Below are 18,228 nucleotides of genomic sequence, written 5' to 3'. Positions count from 1 at the left end.
CTGCTTACCTCGAACCGCGTACCGTCTTGATGCGACCGTCCTCCAATTCATAGACATCATCCGCCACCTCCATTACCCCAGGATCGTGTGTGGTCATGACGATGCTCATTTCGCCTTCATCCACCAAGCGGCGAAACAAACGGCTGATCTGCAACCCTGTTTTGCTGTCTAGCTCGGCTGTCGGCTCATCTGCCAAAAGCAGTGTCGGCCTGCTCGCAATCGCTCTGGCAATCGCACATCGCTGCTGTTCTCCCCCGGACATCTCGAACGGCCGATGCTGTGCCCGTTTGGACAATCCCACGAAGTCAAGAGATTCACCGACACGCTCCTTCCATGTCGCAGCAGACGCTCCGGACAGGCGCAGCCCAAACTCGACGTTTTCCGCCGCTGACATGAGTGGAAGCAAGCCAAACGATTGAAAAATAAAGCCCATGTGCTTTTGCCTGATTTTGGTGCGCGCATGATCAGGAAGCTTGCCGATTTCACGGCCCTCGAAATAAACGCTGCCTGACGTCGGGCGATCAAGGCCGCCCAGCAGATTTAAAAGAGTCGTCTTGCCTGACCCTGATCTTCCTTTTAAAACTAGCAATCTTCCTTTTTCCACGTGCATTTCTACACCTTGCAGCGCTCGAACGGCAGCGGCCCCTCGGCTAAATATGCGCTCTACGCTTTTTGTCTCTGCAATCAAAGTCACGATGACACCCCCGAAAATAAATTTTTAAATAGATAGAATATTATAGTAACGAAAATAATGACTTCTTTTCCATGAAAATGCAATAAAGTAATATAAAATAAAATAAACCGTTACTTTATTTCTTTTTGTTTCCAGTTCTATTCCTATTCAAAATTCTTATTGATAATAGTAATCATTCTCTAATATAATCATCCCAAAAGACAAAGATATTGATTCTCATTATCAAGTAACGGGAGGCTATACATCGTGAAGCAAGCAGGATGGAAAATGGGCATGATGGCGTTGCTGTTGACAAGTGCAGTCGGGTGCAGCAACACGCAACCTGCCGAACCGGCGAAGGATTCAAGCGCAACCGCACAACAACCAGCTACAGAACAACAGACAACCTCGTCCTCAACAGAGAAAGCGGCTGCCGCAATTAGCGTGGACGAGAAACAGGCAGCAGAGCTGCTGGCGCAATTCCAGGGTCACTCTCCTGCCAAAGTCGTAACGATCTCCGTCGCGATTACCGAAATCATGAACGAGCTAGGCATTGCCCCGATCGGAGTGCCTACGACCAGCAGCAAGCTGCCTGCTGCTCTGGACAGCGTGCCCCGGATCGGGACGTCGCACCAGCCTGACCTGGAGCAAATCGCCAAGCTCCAGCCGGAAATCGTCCTCGGCCCCAGCTCCATCAAAGACAGTGTCGACAAAAAATTGAAGCCTGCGGGCACGCCAACCGCTTATTTGCCCGTCGATTCCCTCGATGAGCTGAAGCTGTCCACAGTCGTGCTCGGACGCCTTTTCAAACAGGAAGCGAAAGCAGAACAACTGCTCGGCAAAATCGCGGAACAGGAAAAAACCGCCATCGAGGCGACGAAGGGCAAGCCGGCTCCCAAAGTGCTGTTTTTGTTCGGCTCGGCTGAAGCGCTCATGGTCATGAATGAAAACACGTTCGCCGGAAGCATCGCCCGCAACCTGGGGGCTGTCAACGTAGCTGCCGATACACTCAAACAAACGCAAACCTACGCTCCTTTGAACATGGAGAGCATCATCGCGGCCAATCCGGATGCCATCTTGCTTGTAGCGCACGGCGATCCGAATGCTGTAGCGAAAAAATTCGAAGAAGACGTGAAAAAGAACGGCGCCTGGGAAAAAATGAACGCCTTCAAAAATGGCAAAATGCAGTCGCTTGATTTCAGTACGTTCGGCACGGCTTCTCTCGTCAACGCCCCTGCGGCCTATCAGCAGCTTGCGGACATCCTGTACAAGTAAGCAATAAGGAGCTTTTGCCGTGAGCCAGAACCACTCAAACAAAAAAACAGTCGTGTTGGGAATCGCCTGCCTGCTGCTTCTGCTGGCTACGCTGCTCTCTGTCGGGCTCGGGAGTGTGCAGCTATCGCTGTGGGAAACAATGACAACGGTACTGGGGCAAGGGACTGAGGCCAACCATACCATCCTGTGGGACATTCGGATTCCCCGCGTTTTCCTTGCGCTCTTGATTGGCGCCAATCTCGCCGCATCCGGAGCGCTGTTGCAGGCTGTCATGCAAAACCCGCTGGCCGATCCCGGGCTGACCGGAGTATCCAGCGGTGCAGCCGTCACGGTTTTGTTCATTATGCTGGTGGTGCCCGGCTATTCCGCTCTCATCCCGCTTTTTGCCATCCTCGGAGGCGGGGTCGCTGCCTTGATGGTTTACATATGGGCCTGGAAAAAGCAGGGGGGCTTCACTCCTGTGCGCATCATCCTGTCTGGTGTCGCCGTCAATGCCGTATTTGGCGGCGTCATCGGCCTGTTGTCCATTTTGTACAGCGACAAGCTGCCAGCGGCTCTGCAATGGATGAACGGGAGCCTGTCCGGGAAAAGCATGAGCGATGTGCTGACGATCCTCCCCTACTCGGTCGCCGGGTGGATCGCCGCTCTGTTATGCATTCGCTCCGCCAACATCTTGCGCCTGGGCGAGCAGGTCGCGCACAATCTCGGGCAAAACTTGAATCGGCTCCGCTTCACCTTGTCCCTGATCGCCGTCTACCTCGCTGCCATCTCCGTATCGACCGTGGGACTGGTCGGTTTTGTCGGGCTGATCGTCCCGCACATGGCGCGCATGCTGATGGGCTCCGATTACCGGATGAACCTGCCTTTCGGACTTGTCCTCGGCTCTCTCGTCCTGCTCGTAGCGGATACGCTGGGACGGACGCTTTTTGCACCGCTCGAAATTCCGGCAGGGATCGTCATGGCGATTGTCGGCGGCCCCTACTTCCTTTACCTGATGCGAAAAGGAGGACAGTGAAGTGCTACATGTACAGTCGTTGAATATAAATTACGGGAGCAAACGAATCGTCAACGATTTTTCCCTGACGATCGAGGAAGGGGAAATCGTTTCGATCATCGGACCAAACGGCTCAGGCAAATCGACCGTGCTCAAAGCGATCTCGCGCCTGATTCCTTGCGAGAGCGGCTGTGTGCGCATCGCGGGCCAACTGGCGGACAGCATGAGCATGAAGCAGCTGTCCCGCGTCATGTGCATGCTGTGCCAATCCAACTCCTGTCCCTCGGATGTCACCGTCGAGGAACTCGTCGGATATGGTCGTGTTCCGCACAAAAAGTGGTATGAACGACTCGATGCAAACGATTTTGAAATCGTCGACTGGGCCTTGCAACAAACAGGCATGGACAGCTACCGGAAGCGCTATCTGGCTTCCCTGTCCGGCGGGGAAGCCCAACGAGCCTGGATTGCCATGGCCTTGGCCCAGAAACCGAAGCTTCTCTTGCTCGATGAACCGACAACGTATTTGGACATCGCCCACCAACTGGACGTACTCGAGCTGGTAGCAAAGCTGAATAAGGAATTACAGCTCACGGTTGTGATGGTGCTGCACGATCTGAACCACGCCAGCACTTACAGCGACAAGATTTGCGTCATCAAGGACGGGGACATTCGCGTATTCGGCAAGCCCCAGGATGTCTTTACGATGGAGCTGATTCGCAGCGTCTACGGCGTCGACACGGAAATTCAATATACGCCAGACAGCAAAAGCCCGCGTATCCACGTCCTGAAAAAAGCACAATAATTTACGAAAAGCGAGGGATGCTCGTATGAAAGCAATGGACAAAGAAGCGATGAAGGTTCAGTACCAGACGTTTGCTGCCGGTATGAAAACACTCATGCTCAGCACAATCGACGAGCATGGAACGCCGTTTATCTCCTATGCCCCGTTCGTCAAGCACAACGGAAATTTTTATATTTACATCAGCAAAATCGCCAATCACTACCGTTACCTGGAAGAACAGCCGGGAGTCGATGCGATGCTGATTGAAGACGAATCCAAGACGGCGAATCTGTTTGCCCGCCAGCGCGCCCGCTTCGTCTGCACAGCCCGCAACATCGGCAACACCGGACATGATGAGATATTCGCCCAGTTCGAACAGCGCTTCGGCAAAAGCATGATGGATATGCTGCGCGGCCTCGACTTCTCCCTGTTCGAGCTTGAGCCATCGGAAGGACGCTACGTTGCCGGATTTGGTCAGGCCTACGACATCGACCTGGCCGCGGACAAATTCGTGCACGTCAACCGGGACGGCCATTCCCAATCAGCCAAATAGACATTCACGCCAACAGGAGGGCAATTTCATGACTACATATTCAACTGCATTGACACTGTGGCTCACCATCCAGGAGAGATTCCACAAAACAGCCAAAAGCATGCCGGAAGAAGATTTGAAGCTCCGCATGGGCGCGGCATCCATCGGCTATATGCTCAGACATAACGCCGAGGTGGAATACATGTTTGCCGACTGGTATTTCGGGCAAAGCATCCCGGCAGACGTTCAGCTTTTGACGAAAAACGGGCCTGTCGAGGGAAAAGAATTTACCAACATGCGCGAGCTTGCCGATTTCATGACAGCCTCCAACGACCATCTGCTTGCCGGAATGCAGAACATGTCGGAAGAAGCGTGGACGACGCCTGTGACGACGCCGCTCGGTACGTCGACCCCGCTCGAAGCATTGGGACGCCTCATGTACCACACAGGCATCCACGCCGGACAAATCTCGCAAATTCAACGAGCGTTCCATGCAAAAGAAAAAGAGCGCACGCATTAAAGCGCCGCTCTACACAAACAAGATCGCCCCTCGTCACGATCCAGCGGACGAAAGGGCGATTTTTTCATTGGCAATTGCGTCAGGACATGACGATTTTTCTGGCTGCGTTCAAAAACATTTTCACGCCGATTTCCAGCGCATCCTCGTCGATGGTAAAGCGCGGATGATGGTGCGGGTAAGTGATCCCCTTTTCCTTGTTTCCGGCCGCGACATAGAAGAAGCAGCCCGGAGCTTTTTGCTGGAAGGCGGAAAAGTCTTCGCCGCCCATCGTCGGACGCATATGCTCGACCCACTCTTCGCCCAGCGCTTCCACGACGACCTCTTCCATCAGACGCGTCACTTCCGCATCGTTGATTACCGGACGGTAGCCGAACTCGTATTTGAACTGATAGCTCGCGCCGTGTGCTTCGGTAATCCCTTTGATCACGCGCTCCATCAGGCCGGGAATGGACTCCCGCAACGTTTGGTCAAAGCTGCGCACCGTCCCGCAAATTTCTACCGAGCCAGGAATGACGTTGTGAGTAGTCCCGCCGACAAACTGCGTGACGGACAGCACCAGGTTGTCGAGCGGATCGGCATTGCGCGAGACGATATGCTGCAAATTGGTTACGACTTGTGCCGCAACGGCGATGCTGTCGATTGTTTCATGCGGAAGCGCGGCATGGCCGCCTTTTCCCACTACAGTGATCCAGAACGTGTCAGGCGCTGCCATCATTGGTCCCGGGCAAATGCCGACTGTCCCGAACTCCATCGTCGCCCACAGGTGCGTCCCGATGACGATATCCACGCCATCCATTACACCTGCCTGCACCATCTCCTCCGCACCGCCTGGAAACACTTCTTCGGCGTGCTGGAACAAAAAGCGCACTTCGCCCTTGATCTGCTCTTTCATGCCGGACAAAATTTTCGCAGTACCAAGCAGCATCGAGGTATGTCCGTCGTGCCCGCAAGCGTGCATCACGCCCGGATTTTTCGAGACAAATTCAAAGCTGTTTTCTTCCGTGATCGGGAGCGCGTCCATGTCCGCGCGCATCGCCAGCACTTTTCCCGGCTCGGAGCCGATAAGCCGCGCCATCACACTGTTTTTCGTCGGTCTGCTCACTTCCAGGTTGCCAAAAGACAAAAGCGTCTCATAGACGAATTGCGCTGTCTTCTCTTCGTGGAAGGACAGCTCGGGATGCTCGTGCAAGTAGCGTCTCCACGCTATGACTTGCTCTTTGACCGCTCCGGCCGCCTGGTTCAAATCTGTCACTGTCGCTGTCATCGTTGTCTCCTCCTCGCCCGGCGAACGGCTTTGGAGCGCCTGTCCGCCTGCCTGCTCTCTATATTTGCTTTGCCAAAGTCAAAACGGTTCGGTACAACACCTTCGCTCCGTCCGCGCAATCCTCCATAGTCGAGTATTCCGCCGGATTGTGGCTGATGCCGTCTTTGGAGCGGATGAAAATCATCCCGACCGGACACAAATCGACCAGCTGCATGCAGTCGTGCCCCGCTCCGCTAGGGAGTCGGAACACTTCCAAGCCTTCCGCTGCACAGCCGTCCGCCGCAGCCTCCTGAATGCTGTCCGAGCATACCGCTGGCGCGATCCGCTGCAACAACTCCACTTTCAGCGTCACGTTGCGCTCTGCGCAAATCGCCTTGGCCCGATCGCAAATGCGCCGTTCCACGTCATCGCGAATCAACTCGTCCACATCGCGCAAGTCGAGCGAGAACTCTACCCGGCCCGGAATCACGTTGACCCCGCCAGGAAACGCCTGGATTTGTCCGACTGTCCCGACGCTGGTTCTCGTCCGGGCAGCTTCGTCTTCGATGGCGAGCATCACGCGTGCGGCCGCAGCCAGCGGATCACGGCGCAAATTCATCGGGGTAGCTCCGGCATGCCCTGCCTCGCCTTCCAAAATGAATTTCATCCAGAGCGGCCCCGCTACACCTGTGACGATTCCGACGGACAAACCGCGGCTTTCCAGCACTTTGCCCTGTTCGATATGCAGCTCCACATACGCCTTGACGCTGCCAGGCGCGCGTGCGGCAAGGCCCGTCTGGTCAGGATCAAGCCCGACCTGGCGCATCGCCTCGGCTATGGTGATTCCGTCCTTGTCTGCCTGCTCCAGCTCGCTTCTTTTGATCAGTCCGGCAATCGCCCGGCTTCCGATCATCCCGTAGCCAAACCGCGTTCCTTCCTCGTCCGTCAAAGCAAGCACCTCAATCGGGTGCTCCGTCTCAATTCCCTGCTCATTCATCGTCTGCAAAATTTCCACGCCTGCCAAAACGCCAAGAGGCCCGTCAAAATCTCCGCCATTCGGCACGGAGTCGATATGCGAGCCAACCAAAACAACAGGTGCCGAAGGATTTTTCCCTTCTTTGCGTCCAATCAGATTGCCTACTTCATCCTCGCGAACGTCAAGCCCTGCTTCCTTCATGAAGGAAGCTACGAGATCTTTTGCCGCACGCTCCTCGGGGGTAAACGACAGCCGCGTTATCCCTCCAGCTTCCTGGGCGCCAATCTTGCCCAACTGCCCCAGCCGATCCCACAACCGATCCGCATTGATCATGACGAGTGACTCCTCCCTTATCCAACCGCTTATTAACGGTTGATTTACGGCTATGTCCCTAATTGTATAATAGTCTGTCTATTTTGAAAAGAAAAAAGCGTGTCGCCACGCCTCCCAAATAACGCACTTTTCACAAGGAAATCCGGTACACTTTGCGCGGACGGCCTCGCGGATTCGGACTCTCCTCGCCGACGACTTGCGCGATGCCTTTCGACTCCAGCTCGATCAATATCCGGCGAGCACTGCGCGGCAAAATTTGCATATGCGAAGCCAACTCATGCGCGTTGATCTCTTGCTTGCCCCGCTTTTTCAAAATCGACTCCAGCTTGGACAAAGTCATGACGCTTAACGACGTCAACTGGCTCAGTTCCTGCAACTTTTCCGAGTCGTAGCGATAGGCGATCTGCTCCTCCCGTCCCAATGGCCCAAGGACGCTTTTGTCGTCCAAAAACACCATCCAGTTGCCAGCTCCCCGCTCCTTGGCGTGAAGCAGTGCCGTGCCGCCGTGAATTTCCGCTTCGTAAGCTGTCTTGCCGATGCCGATGCCGCACGTGACCAGATCGGGGCGAATCCCGAACAGCTCCTCCAGATCGGGAATCGTGGCGTAGTCAGACGTGACCTCCTGCACTTTTCCGCGCGTGGTAAAAATCACGTAGCGCCCCGGCCCGGCCGTCTTCAGCGAGCCTTGCAAATACTTGGCGTAGCGCAAGAGCTTTTCCATCGTCTTGATCTCGGCATTTTGCCATTCATCCGTGGAAAAATTGCCGCCCGCAAGCTCGCGGAACGGATCGATTTCCATCATCTGCACCGCGATCTGCGTATCCTTGAAGTGGAGCATCTCGTGCGTGCGCAAAAGCATGTGGATGACAGACAGCACGCCCGCTTTTGTCGGCACGACGCGATGTACCGGGACACCGCGGCGCAAAAGCTCCAGCTCAGCCGTTCGCAGGCAAGTGACCGCTGCCTTCGTCTTGCCTTCCTGCCATAGCTTTTCGTGAAAATCCGCCAGCTCGCTGGCCAAAATCGCGCCCTCGTAATGTTTGAGCCAGCGAAAGCCTTCTGCTATGCCCGCTTCCTGCAAAAAGTGTCCCAGCTCTTCCGCGGTGAACGTGTCGAAGCTCACCTCGTCTACGCGAATCCCGAGCTGGTGGGACAAATGCAGCAACGTTCGGTACAAGCTCGCGCCAATGTGCGGCACATAGGCTGTCGGCACCTGGATTTTTCCCGTCTGGCTCGCCATCGCATGCGGAACCTGGCCGGAAAAAAGCCACATGTCCACCTCGTCCAGGTGCGGCAGCAGCAAATCCGGAATGTCTTCTTCTCTCCAATACACAATCGGCAAGCATTCAATCTCGGGAAACTCCTGCACAGCCGATTCGATGATCGCAAGCGAATCATCCGCGCCGATCACGCCTAGTCGCAGCCTCAATACTCGTCCCTCTTTCACGCTTTTTTCCTAGAATAGCAAAAATTTGCGCCGGCAAACAGCCACCGCCTTCCGTTAACGGGCGACCAGACTGCCTGCTGCCTGCCCGATCCGGTGCGCCGCGTACAAAATGGGCACGACCAGCAAACAGTAAGGCAGCGTGCTCCAGACGAGCGACCATGTGACCAGACCCGCTTCGAACAAGCGGACATACGTGTACACGCTGTAGGGCAGAACCAAAATCACGGCAGTTGCCACGCCAGGTGTGTACGTGCGCAGCGCAATCGTATGCCCGAGATGGGTGAAGACATGCAGAAACATGACGTGCAGGCAGACCAGGAACAACGGCAAATAAGTTCCCTGTGGCAGTGTGGCAGCCGCAAGCACGACCGCAGCAGAGAGGACAGCGAAAATGCACGCGACTGCCACGGCAAACTGTGCGGTACTCATGGACAGAGACGGCTCCAGCCATTTTTGCAGGCCGCGGGGAACCTTTTGCATGATCTGCTCCCGCTTCACCCGGAGCCAGCTTTCGACCATGATGATTTCCTCCAGATCGTGAAAGACAAACACAACCAGCAACAGCCAAATGAGATGCGTCAACTCACCCATGCGCCATCCTCCTCATCGCTTTTCCTGCAAAATTCCGTGCGCCAAAAAGCATACGGCTTCGTCGGCGAGCTGCTCGGGCGGCTTTTCCCCGGTCAGCAAAAAGCGGGCCGTCAGCCGGTAGCATACGGCGACCATCGCTTCTGCGGCCACTTCAGGCGACAAAGCGGCGCGGACGTGTCCGGCAACCTGATTTTGCCGCAAGTTGGCGCTTACCATCGCTGCCAGCTTGCGGTGCAGCTCCTCTCCTGCTTCCGCCTGATACAGGACAATCTGCGTCAATTCGGGCCGCTCCTGAAAGAACCCAAACAGAGCGACGAGATTTTCGCGCACCTGGTCGAAGACGTCTGCTTTGCCCAACGCCGTTACCTTGCTCCCTCCGTCAGCAAGCTCCCACAGCCGGGAAAAAAATTCGTCCATAAGCTGCTGGTACAGCCCTTCCTTGCTCTCGAAATACTGGTAAAAAGAAGCTTGCGTCAGCCCCGCCGCCTTGACGATGTCGCTCACCCGCGCACGATGAAACCCTTTCGCCGCAAATTCAGAAGCTGCCGCCGCAAGCAGTCGGCCACGGCTTTGCTCGCCTTTTGGCAATTTGCTCTCCTCCATCTCCCCACCCCCAAAAGTAACTCAACAGTTATATAACTCATGAGTTACTTTTACATTTTTTGGCTTATTTTGTCAATCCCCTCTTGCTTTTTTGATTGGCACTGCGTAAAATGATTGCTCAAAGGGTATCTTTTTAATGGCAATGAGGAAGAAGAGTAGTCATTTTTCGAGACGACAGAGAGCTGATGGTTGGTGCGAATCAGTGTTGAGGGAATGATGAATGGGCTTCCGAGCTCCAAACCGAACCCGGCTTGTTCGCAGCGGCAGTAGGCTTTGGCGTTACGTCCGTACGTTACAAAGGACACCGTATCAAAACGGTACGGAACAAAGCGATTTTGCGCATGATTGTTTCCTGTGCAAAATAACAAGGGTGGCACCACGGTTCATTCGTCCCTGTCCAGGGCGGATGGACCTTTTTGTATTTCCATCATTTATTTCCCCATTTGGAAAGGAGCAGCATCTATCATGAAAACCATTTTTTCCGGTATTCAGCCCAGCGGCATCTTGACCCTCGGCAACTATTTGGGCGCCATGAAGCATTTTGTTCCGTTGCAGGACCAGTTCAACTGCTATTACTGCATCGTCGATCAGCATGCGATCACTGTGCCGCAAGAGCCGGCTGTTTTGCGCGAAAACATTCGTCGTCTCGCAGCCCTCTACCTGGCAGTCGGCCTCGATCCGAACAAAATGACCTTGTTCATCCAATCGGAAGTTCCGGCCCACGCCAAGCTCGGCTGGATCATGCTTTGCACGGCGTACCTCGGCGAGCTGGAGCGCATGACCCAATTCAAGGACAAATCGGACGGACGCGGCGAGTCGATCCCTGCCGGACTGCTGGCGTATCCTCCACTGATGGCGGCAGACATTCTCCTGTACGGCACTGACCTCGTTCCGGTCGGCGAAGACCAGAAGCAACACCTGGAGCTGACACGCGACCTGGCAACCCGCTTCAACAACCGTTACGGAGAAATTTTCACCATTCCGGAAGTTCGCCTGCCGGAAACGGGCGCACGCATCATGTCGCTCGCCGATGGCACGAAAAAGATGAGCAAATCCGATCCGAACCAGGGCGGCTTCATCTCCATGCTGGATGACCCGGCTACGATCACGAAAAAAATCAAGCGTGCGCAGACCGATTCCGACAGCGCTGTGCGCTATGACAAGACAGAAAAGCCAGCTGTCTCCAACCTGATGACCATCTACTCGCTCTGCTCCGGCAAATCGCTGCAAGAGATCGAAGCGATGTACGACGGCAAAGGCTACGGCGCTTTCAAGACCGACCTGGCCGAAGTCGTGGTGGAAACATTGCGTCCGATCCAGGAGCGCTACGAGCAGCTATTCCACTCCTCCGAGCTGGATGACATTCTCTCTGCCGGAGCCAAAAAAGCCAATGATGCTGCCAACGAGATGCTGCACAAAGTCGAAACAGCGATGGGCATGGCTCGCTAACCGACAGCAAGAACCACGCAAAAAACGGGCCGGGATATATCTCCCGACCCGTTTTCTTTTGGCAAAAGCGACTACGAATACTGCGTTACTTGCTTCGCATCGGCCGCCTTTTTGGTAACGAAGCTGACAGCAACCATGACGAATATGTTGACCACGAGAGCGAAGACCCCGTTGTTCAAATCCTGAATCCACTGGGGGAAGCCCGCGAACAGCATGGCCATGGTCGTTTTGGTGAACGTCATGTACAAGACGATTCCTACCCCGAAGAAAATGCCCAGGAACGCCCCTTGCTTCGTAATCTGGTTACGCTTCATCAAGCTGCAATACAGGGCCGGAGCCAGTTGGGTCACCAAACTGAACGAGGTGAGGTACAAAGTGGCAAGCGTGTTGTTCTCGCCCAAAGCCATCATCGTGCACACGAGGGACAGGACGATCACGAAGCTTTTGGCAATCAGGGCAGAGTTGGCCCCTTCGGCCTTGGGAAACATGTAACCGTATACATTCTTCGTCAGCATCGTAGCCGCAGACATCAGCATCATGGAGCCGGGCACGAGGGTAGCCAACAAGCCTGTAGCACCGATGATGCCCACAAACCACGGATCAAACGTCTTCATCGACAGGCGCAAAAGCGCGTAATCGCCGTCTGGCCCCGTAAGTCCAGGCACTTGAACGATGGCGGTAAAGCCGACAAAGTAGACGAACAAAATCATGATCGCATAGAGCGGAAGCAAAATGGCGTTGGTACGGAATGTCCGCGCATTTTTGGCTGCGAAAATCGTCGGTGCGTTATGCGGCCACATGAAGTAGCCGAAAGCGCTGATCGCTACGGTGGAGATGAACCAGGAGAGACTCATGCCTTTGTCCGGCAAGGTCAAAATCCCTTCCTTGGCCGCACTGACCGTTTCAAACATATGTTGAAAACTGCCATGGTAATGCACGGGCAAGTAAATACCGAGGAACAGGATGACAAAGAAAATCAGAAAGTCTTTCACCGTGGAAGTCCAGGCAGAACCGTGGATGCCGGAAATCATGACGTAAACGACCAAGGCGATCATCCCGATCCAGATCGCTACGGTAGGAGAAATCGCTCCGTACGAAGTGGCGGACACCAGTATACCCATCGACTTGAACAACAGAACAATATAAGGGACAAGGGCGACTACGCCGACAATCGTCACAAACACGCCCAACACGGGACTGTTGTATTTGACGGCAAAAAATTCGGATTGGGACACGAGGTTGTGTTTCTTCGCGAACCGCCAGATCGGGGGCAACAGCCAGTAGGACGTAATCGCGCCCAAAGTCGTGAAAGCGATCAGATAAAAGCCGACTGCGCCTTTGGAATAAGCCAGACCGCTCGTGCCGAGCAGGGTAAAAATCGAGTACGTCTCACCCGCCAACAACAGGAACACGAAAATACTGCCGAATCCCCTGCCGCCAATCGCCCATTGCTCCATGCTCATGTCTTTTCCCCTGCGGGCCATGATGCCCAGCAACAGACTGACGAGTAACGCCCCGAAGATGATCCACATCGCGCTGTTCATTCGGTTTCCTCCTCTTGTTTGTTAATCGGATCGAGCTTGAAAATGATCCACATGATGACAGAGGACATAATCGTCCAGAAAAAGAACCAGAACAGCAGGAAAGGAAGTCCGAAAACGAATGGTTCCATTCGGTTGACAAATCCTGTGCCGACAAGAATTGCCAGAAACGGCAGCAAGCCGAGCAAATAATACACTTTCATCGATGTAGCCCCCTTTTCGTGGCAGGCAACAGGAGACCAGCCGCCCGGTCCGGTCGTTTACAGCCGTTCCGGTAAAAATGGCCAGCGCTCCGTTCGCCTGCTCTGTGACTGTTTTTATTGGGCCTGTCCGTATGTTTTCATCAACAAATGCAGCGTTTCCAGCATGACATTGGCTCCAGCCTCAATGTCTTCCCAAGACGTAAACTCATCCGGATGATGGCTAACCCCGTCCTTGCTGGGAACGAAAATCATGCCGACGTCGGTAACAGCCGTCAGCGAGTTGGCATCGTGATTGGCCCCGCTGAACATGTACTGGTAAGACTCGCCTAGTTGCTGGCACGCTGCCTCTATGTTCGCCTGAATCCGCGGCGAGAGCGCATTTGGCCGCTTTTCCACGTCCACCTCGATCCGGGCCGCGATATTGGCTTGCGACCAGTTCCGAATCTGCTCCTCAATCCCCTTCATTTCCTCCCAGTTGCTGCCGCGAATTTCAATGTTGAGATCGGCTTCGCCTGGCACGACGTTTGCCAGATTGGGCGAAATAGCTATTTCGCCAACCGTTGCCACAATATCGCTGTTCGCTGCGACAGCGAGCCTGTTGACCTCCTGGATCAAGCGCGCCGCATCAAGCAAGGCGTCATGGCGCAGATGCATCGGTGTCGTGCCGGAGTGGCTGGCCCGCCCCTTAACTTTCACGGCTAGTCTCAGGATTCCCGCAATGGCTGTCACAATGCCGATTCGCTTTTGATTGGTTTCCAAAAGGGCGCCCTGCTCAATGTGCAGTTCCAGATAGCAATGGTAGTCGTCTTTACTGCGCTTGGCGCCTGCAACGTCGCACCATGTAAAGTTCAACTGACGCAATTTTTCGTCAAAATCTTCCGACTGTTCGATTGATCCTGCGACTGCTCTGCTGCCAAATGTGCCTCCGAGAAGATTGGCTTCCTCGCCTACAAAACCAACCAGTTCTAGCGGCACTTCCGGCAGGCTGCCTGCTTCCTGCAATGTCTGGATACATTCCAGTCCGACGATGACGCCGAGCGCTCCGTCGTACAATCCGCCGTTTGGCACCGTATCGAGGTGGGAGCCAAACACAATGGCGGGTACTCCCGCAGCTCCCCACCGACCAGTCACGTTTCCCAAGCTGTCTTCGTTTACCGTCAGCTTCAGTGCGGACATCTTTTCTTGCAGCCAGGCAAGCGCCCTTTTTTCCTCGGCGGAGTAGGCCAGCCGGGTATAGCCTGCTGTTCCTGCATTGGCAACCGCGCCCACTTCCATCAAGTTGTTTTTCAACCGTTCGAGGTTGATGCGCATTCGTGTCATGTTGTCTTCATCCTTCCACTGACCAACTTTCGATCCGCTCCAGCCATTCGCTGACGGACGTTCGCTCTGGCAGCAGCAAGGCTTCTGCGATCATCTTGCTGGATACATCCGCCTTCCATCGTCCGAGCATGCTGGTAAATTTGTCGCGCAGCAATTCCGTTGGAAACGGCTGATCGAATCCCCCCGATGCCGCATCGACGTAGACGCTTTTCGTTGTGCCTTCGCGCGTCGCAACCGTCACTCTCGCCGCACGCTTGGCTGGCAGCAGCGCCGTCATTTCCGCACTTTCCGTCACGCGTATTTTTTTCGCCAGCTCGCGGACAGAACGGTCTTGGAACAGGGCCCCAGAGAAGCAATCGTACAGCGAATGGCCGTGGATGAGCACGGAGAGCAAAAACGGGATGGAAAACTTCGCCGCCAAAGCGTTCGCCGGATCTGGATCGTCTAGGCGGGCCGCCAAACCGTACGTCTCTACTTGCACGAAGTCGATCTGCGCTGCTTGCAGCTCCATTTCTTGCTGGAGAGCAAGCAGGGCATCGATTGCGGAATGGGAAAAACGGCAAGACGGGTATAGCTTGAAGTAATTTTTGTTCAACAAGGGCGGTGCCCACAAATCCGTCTGGAACAGCTCGTACCGGATGCCTTTGGACAAAATCGTTCCCCACAGATGGTCGACGACATGCTCGCTGCTTGCAAAACCGGCCGCCTGGAACTCCCACGCCTGCAACGCCAGAAAACTGCCGATCCCGGCATACAGATTGCGAACCGTCATCCCCGTGACGGCTGCTTCCCAAGACGTTGCCAGCGGGAGCGAGGCAGCGAGCAGCGCCGCCTCGATGATTTGCTGCCTGGACTTTTTTTGCAAAAGGCCGCTGGCAACCGCTCCCCCGACAATTCCCCACGTTCCGTGCGGGTGCATGTCGTCATTCATGTTGCTCGCATAAGCCAGACGCGCTGCTACTTCATAGCCAATGGCAAAGGCACGGATCAGTTCTGCGCCTGACGCCTTGTGCTCCAGGGCGGTAATCAGGGCAGGCGCGAGCATGTGCGCCGCAGGATGCCCTTTTGCAAACTGGTTGCCCTCATCCAGCTCATTCGTTACGATCGCGGTGCCGTACAGCATCGCTGCCTGCGCACTCGTCGTATACAATCCGGTTCCAAATACGGGAACGGCGTGCAGCTCGTCCCGCTCGGCAAAAGCCACGTTTTCCAAATAAGCGCTCAGCTCTGGCGAAGCGAAGCCGTAGCAGGCAGCAAACAGCGTATCCGCAATCATCCACGTAGCCCGCTCGATCGTCTCGGCAGGGATGTCTTCCGGCCGCAAGTCGAGCAGTTCGCTCAACATGTCTGTAAATCGCTCCATGCTCAATGGTTGCGCCCCCCAACAGCCGCTCCCTTGTAAGCGGAACCGGGAACAAACGAACCGAAGCCCGGCTCGACAGTGACCTCTTCGCCGTCGTACACAGTCGTTCCGCGCACAATCGTCTGAATGACTTTGCCCTTCACTTCCTGGCCGTGGAACGGCGACATTTTCGAATGAGAGCGGAAGCGAGTCTCGTCAATTACCCATGTCTGGTCAGGATCAATCACGGCAAAATCGGCATCGTAGCCTACGGCGATTTTCCCTTTGCCCGGAATCTGGAACACTTCTGCCGGATGCTGCGCCATTACTTTGGCGAACTGGACAGGGGTCATCGTGCCTTTTGCTACCGTCGCAGCAAACATCAGCGGCGTCATGATCTCCACGCCTGGCAAACCGGATGCCGCTTTGAAAATGTTGTCGTTGCCCGGATTTTTGTGCTCGGCTCCCCATGGCGCATGGTCGGAGGAAATCAGTTCGATATTCCCGTCCTGGAGGTGCTTCCACAACCCTGCCACTTCCTCTGGCTCGCGCAGCGGAGGATTGTTTTTCGCTTTCGGTCCGAACTGATCCAGTGCGTTCACGTCCAGCAGCAAGTACGGATAACAAGTTTCGCTCGTCACCTGGACGCCTTGCGCCTTGAAAGCATTGATCAAATCGATCGTACGCGGATGACTGACATGGACGATGTGCAGCTTCACGCCTGTCCAATAGGCAAATTCCATCAGCTTGAGCACGGCGCTTGTCTCGGTGACAGGCGGGCGCGTCTCATTATGCGCTTTTGGGTACACTTTGTTTGCCTGTTTATACTCCTCGATCATGTCGACGATGATTTCGTCATTTTCGGAGTGAAAAGCTGCGCGCAGTCCCGTTTCTTTGATCAGCTCCATCGCCTTGATAATTTCCGGGTCCGGGATGCGCGGAAAACGGTACGCATCGGTCTCAAACGTGGACATTTTGAAAGCGACGGCGCCAGCCTCCGCGAGCGGCACGATCTGATCCGTCCCGTTCGTTTTGGAAATGGTGCCCCACAGACATATGTCCACGACTGCTTCTTGCTCCAATTGTTTTACCTTTTTTTCAAAGATTTCTACATTCGAAATCGGATTTGGCAGGTCGTAGGGCATGTCCAGAAATGTCGTGATTCCCCCTGCTGCCGCAGACATGCTCGTCGGGATAAATCCTTCGTTCGGATTGCTGAAACAGTGAACGTGAACATCGATGGTTCCCGGGAACACGTAGGCGTTGGCAAAATCCAGCACCTTATCCGCCACAAGAACCGCATCCGGCGACTCGATAACGGCAATCTTCCCGTCCTTGACCCCAATCTGTCCCAAAGTCACCTGATCTTCTCGTACCATCTTCCCGCGAACAACCAAATCGTATTTTTCCATTGTATTCTCCCACCTATCTTTACAGATAGCGCTGAATCGACTCTGCCGCTGCCATCAGATGGGCAACCAGTTCCTTTTCGTCTTTTTCCAGCATCCGTCCACGAGGTCCGGCAATGCTCAAAGAAGCGACAACCTGCTGATCGGAATCATGGATGGGTACACCGTAAGAAACGACGCCTTCATCGATCTCCCCATCCGAGAAGGCGTACCCCTTCTCTCTGATTTCAGCCAAATTTTGTTTCATGACGGCGAGATCGGTGATCGTCTGCTCGGTATGTTTGCGCACAAACCCTTTCCCGTACAGCTCTTCCACGATCTCCTCTGCAAGAAAGGCAAGCAGCGCCTTGGAAGATGCCCCGCCGTACAACGGAACAATCTGTCCTTGCTCCGACGAAACTTTGATGGGCTGATGAGACGCAATCGTTTCGAGACAGACCGCCTGCATGTTGGAGTACACCAGCAAAATCGACGTCTCTTCTGTCTCCTTGGTCAATTGCCTCATCACAGGCTGCGCGATGGCTGTTATGTTCATGTCCAGGCGGACGATTTTCGCCAGCTTCAAAAAACGGTAGCCCAGGCTGTAGTACCCGTTGGCCGATTCCATGATATAGCCTTTTTCTTTGAGCAAACGCAGATGACGATAGACAGAACTTTGCGGCTGTCCCAACTTCTCGGCGATTTGCGGTACGTTCAACGCTCTTGTGTCAAAATCGAACAAATCCAAAATGTCCAAGGTTTTCTCTGCACTCATCTGATCTTGTATCCTTCTTTCGTAGTGTGATATCCCTCCTAACAGATTAGCATAGGACTGACTCTTGTTCCATTATCAATATTTGATAATTGATTATCATTTATTAAATTTTATGTTTTTGCTATAGCGCACTTCGTTTGCTGAAGACAACTCATTTTTTCATTTGCCTGAAAATAAAGCTTTTCTCCCGGCCATAACTGCTTGATACGATTGGATTTTGTTTGGTACGCAGCAAAAAAGAA

Annotated in this window: 18 protein-coding genes and 1 other annotated feature; of the genes, 6 read left to right on the top strand and 12 right to left on the bottom strand. The window is 54.4% G+C overall.

The genetic code is table 11. From position 1 onward, the window contains the following. Positions 1-4: 4 nt before the first annotated feature. A complete protein-coding gene (locus M2298_RS00700) occupies positions 5-694 on the bottom strand; it encodes an ABC transporter ATP-binding protein (protein WP_280648102.1) in 690 nt (229 codons plus the stop codon). A gap of 246 nt (positions 695-940) precedes the next feature. Between M2298_RS00700 and M2298_RS00695 the strand changes: the two genes are divergently transcribed. Genes M2298_RS00695 through M2298_RS00675 form a run of 5 tightly spaced genes read left to right on the top strand, consistent with a single transcriptional unit; the run spans position 941 to position 4,775 of the window. Further along, positions 941-1,948, top strand: a complete 1,008-nt coding sequence (locus tag M2298_RS00695; RefSeq protein ID WP_173596069.1) for a helical backbone metal receptor — start codon at positions 941-943, stop codon at positions 1,946-1,948. Positions 1,949-1,967: 19 nt separating this feature from the next. Next, positions 1,968-2,963 (top strand): FecCD family ABC transporter permease, encoded by a 996-nt coding sequence (locus M2298_RS00690; protein WP_122962854.1) that lies wholly within the window; start codon positions 1,968-1,970, stop codon positions 2,961-2,963. Between the two features lies 1 nt (position 2,964). Then, a complete protein-coding gene (locus M2298_RS00685) occupies positions 2,965-3,744 on the top strand; it encodes an ABC transporter ATP-binding protein (RefSeq protein WP_122962853.1) in 780 nt (259 codons plus the stop codon). 25 nt (positions 3,745-3,769) lie between these two features. Next, positions 3,770-4,276 (top strand): HugZ family pyridoxamine 5'-phosphate oxidase, encoded by a 507-nt coding sequence (locus M2298_RS00680; RefSeq protein ID WP_122962852.1) that lies wholly within the window; start codon positions 3,770-3,772, stop codon positions 4,274-4,276. 28 nt (positions 4,277-4,304) lie between these two features. Further along, positions 4,305-4,775 carry a DinB family protein gene (locus M2298_RS00675; protein WP_122962851.1) on the top strand — a complete coding sequence of 157 codons (471 nt, stop codon included), beginning with the start codon at positions 4,305-4,307 and terminating at the stop codon, positions 4,773-4,775. A 79-nt stretch (positions 4,776-4,854) separates the two neighbouring features. Here the strand turns inward: M2298_RS00675 and M2298_RS00670 are convergent, their stop codons facing one another. The 5 genes from M2298_RS00670 to M2298_RS00650 form a co-directional block, all read right to left on the bottom strand. Continuing rightward, positions 4,855-6,039, bottom strand: coding sequence for a M20 family metallopeptidase (locus tag M2298_RS00670; RefSeq protein ID WP_122962850.1), 1,185 nt, complete (start codon positions 6,037-6,039; stop codon positions 4,855-4,857). A gap of 58 nt (positions 6,040-6,097) precedes the next feature. Further along, the gene (locus tag M2298_RS00665; protein WP_173598448.1) at positions 6,098-7,327 is read right to left on the bottom strand and encodes a Zn-dependent hydrolase; all 1,230 of its coding nucleotides are present in this window, start codon (positions 7,325-7,327) and stop codon (positions 6,098-6,100) included. Positions 7,328-7,457: 130 nt separating this feature from the next. Then, the gene (locus M2298_RS00660) at positions 7,458-8,756 is read right to left on the bottom strand and encodes a helix-turn-helix domain-containing protein (RefSeq protein ID WP_173598449.1); all 1,299 of its coding nucleotides are present in this window, start codon (positions 8,754-8,756) and stop codon (positions 7,458-7,460) included. Between the two features lie 72 nt (positions 8,757-8,828). Beyond that, positions 8,829-9,365 (bottom strand): HXXEE domain-containing protein, encoded by a 537-nt coding sequence (locus tag M2298_RS00655; protein WP_173598450.1) that lies wholly within the window; start codon positions 9,363-9,365, stop codon positions 8,829-8,831. A 12-nt stretch (positions 9,366-9,377) separates the two neighbouring features. Next, on the bottom strand, positions 9,378-9,968 hold the full coding sequence (locus M2298_RS00650) for a TetR/AcrR family transcriptional regulator (RefSeq protein WP_173598451.1): 591 nt from the start codon (positions 9,966-9,968) through the stop codon (positions 9,378-9,380). Between the two features lie 133 nt (positions 9,969-10,101). After that, positions 10,102-10,366, top strand: a binding site (T-box leader). A 67-nt stretch (positions 10,367-10,433) separates the two neighbouring features. On the opposite strand from M2298_RS00650, the gene trpS reads away from it, so the two are divergent. Next, positions 10,434-11,417: a tryptophan--tRNA ligase gene (gene trpS / locus M2298_RS00645; RefSeq protein ID WP_122962844.1), complete on the top strand. Its 984-nt coding sequence runs from the start codon at positions 10,434-10,436 to the stop codon at positions 11,415-11,417. 71 nt (positions 11,418-11,488) lie between these two features. Here the strand turns inward: trpS and M2298_RS00640 are convergent, their stop codons facing one another. The 6 genes from M2298_RS00640 to M2298_RS00615 form a co-directional block, all read right to left on the bottom strand. Continuing rightward, positions 11,489-12,961, bottom strand: a complete 1,473-nt coding sequence (locus M2298_RS00640; RefSeq protein WP_173596062.1) for a sodium:solute symporter family protein — start codon at positions 12,959-12,961, stop codon at positions 11,489-11,491. Beyond that, the gene (locus M2298_RS00635) at positions 12,958-13,161 is read right to left on the bottom strand and encodes a DUF3311 domain-containing protein (RefSeq protein ID WP_122962842.1); all 204 of its coding nucleotides are present in this window, start codon (positions 13,159-13,161) and stop codon (positions 12,958-12,960) included. Before M2298_RS00635 ends, M2298_RS00640 begins: the two co-directional genes overlap by 4 nt. Positions 13,162-13,275: 114 nt before the next feature. Next, the gene (locus M2298_RS00630; protein WP_242772392.1) at positions 13,276-14,481 is read right to left on the bottom strand and encodes a Zn-dependent hydrolase; all 1,206 of its coding nucleotides are present in this window, start codon (positions 14,479-14,481) and stop codon (positions 13,276-13,278) included. 7 nt (positions 14,482-14,488) lie between these two features. Next, positions 14,489-15,844, bottom strand: a complete 1,356-nt coding sequence (locus M2298_RS00625; RefSeq protein WP_280648101.1) for an MmgE/PrpD family protein — start codon at positions 15,842-15,844, stop codon at positions 14,489-14,491. A gap of 2 nt (positions 15,845-15,846) precedes the next feature. Continuing rightward, the gene (locus M2298_RS00620) at positions 15,847-17,235 is read right to left on the bottom strand and encodes a dihydroorotase (protein WP_122962839.1); all 1,389 of its coding nucleotides are present in this window, start codon (positions 17,233-17,235) and stop codon (positions 15,847-15,849) included. Between the two features lie 19 nt (positions 17,236-17,254). Beyond that, on the bottom strand, positions 17,255-17,986 hold the full coding sequence (locus M2298_RS00615) for an IclR family transcriptional regulator (RefSeq protein ID WP_173596059.1): 732 nt from the start codon (positions 17,984-17,986) through the stop codon (positions 17,255-17,257). Between the last annotated feature and the right edge of the window lie 242 nt (positions 17,987-18,228).

Origin of the sequence: Brevibacillus sp. 1238 (assembly GCF_029892995.1) — a bacterium.
GTDB lineage: Bacteria > Bacillota > Bacilli > Brevibacillales > Brevibacillaceae > Brevibacillus > Brevibacillus parabrevis.
Note: the sequence above shows the minus strand (reverse complement) of the source record. Positions and strands in the feature narration are given on the sequence as shown.

Coding starts and splice junctions, on each gene's coding strand:
- M2298_RS00670 (WP_122962850.1), bottom strand. CDS start 6,039: ATGACAGCGACAGTGACAGATTTGAACCAGGCGGCCGGAGCGGTCAAA.
- M2298_RS00675 (WP_122962851.1), top strand. CDS start 4,305: ATGACTACATATTCAACTGCATTGACACTGTGGCTCACCATCCAGGAG.
- M2298_RS00680 (WP_122962852.1), top strand. CDS start 3,770: ATGAAAGCAATGGACAAAGAAGCGATGAAGGTTCAGTACCAGACGTTT.
- M2298_RS00615 (WP_173596059.1), bottom strand. CDS start 17,986: ATGAGTGCAGAGAAAACCTTGGACATTTTGGATTTGTTCGATTTTGAC.
- M2298_RS00640 (WP_173596062.1), bottom strand. CDS start 12,961: ATGAACAGCGCGATGTGGATCATCTTCGGGGCGTTACTCGTCAGTCTG.
- M2298_RS00665 (WP_173598448.1), bottom strand. CDS start 7,327: ATGATCAATGCGGATCGGTTGTGGGATCGGCTGGGGCAGTTGGGCAAG.
- M2298_RS00625 (WP_280648101.1), bottom strand. CDS start 15,844: ATGGAGCGATTTACAGACATGTTGAGCGAACTGCTCGACTTGCGGCCG.
- M2298_RS00630 (WP_242772392.1), bottom strand. CDS start 14,481: ATGACACGAATGCGCATCAACCTCGAACGGTTGAAAAACAACTTGATG.
- M2298_RS00635 (WP_122962842.1), bottom strand. CDS start 13,161: ATGAAAGTGTATTATTTGCTCGGCTTGCTGCCGTTTCTGGCAATTCTT.
- M2298_RS00620 (WP_122962839.1), bottom strand. CDS start 17,235: ATGGAAAAATACGATTTGGTTGTTCGCGGGAAGATGGTACGAGAAGAT.
- trpS (WP_122962844.1), top strand. CDS start 10,434: ATGAAAACCATTTTTTCCGGTATTCAGCCCAGCGGCATCTTGACCCTC.
- M2298_RS00655 (WP_173598450.1), bottom strand. CDS start 9,365: ATGGGTGAGTTGACGCATCTCATTTGGCTGTTGCTGGTTGTGTTTGTC.
- M2298_RS00650 (WP_173598451.1), bottom strand. CDS start 9,968: ATGGAGGAGAGCAAATTGCCAAAAGGCGAGCAAAGCCGTGGCCGACTG.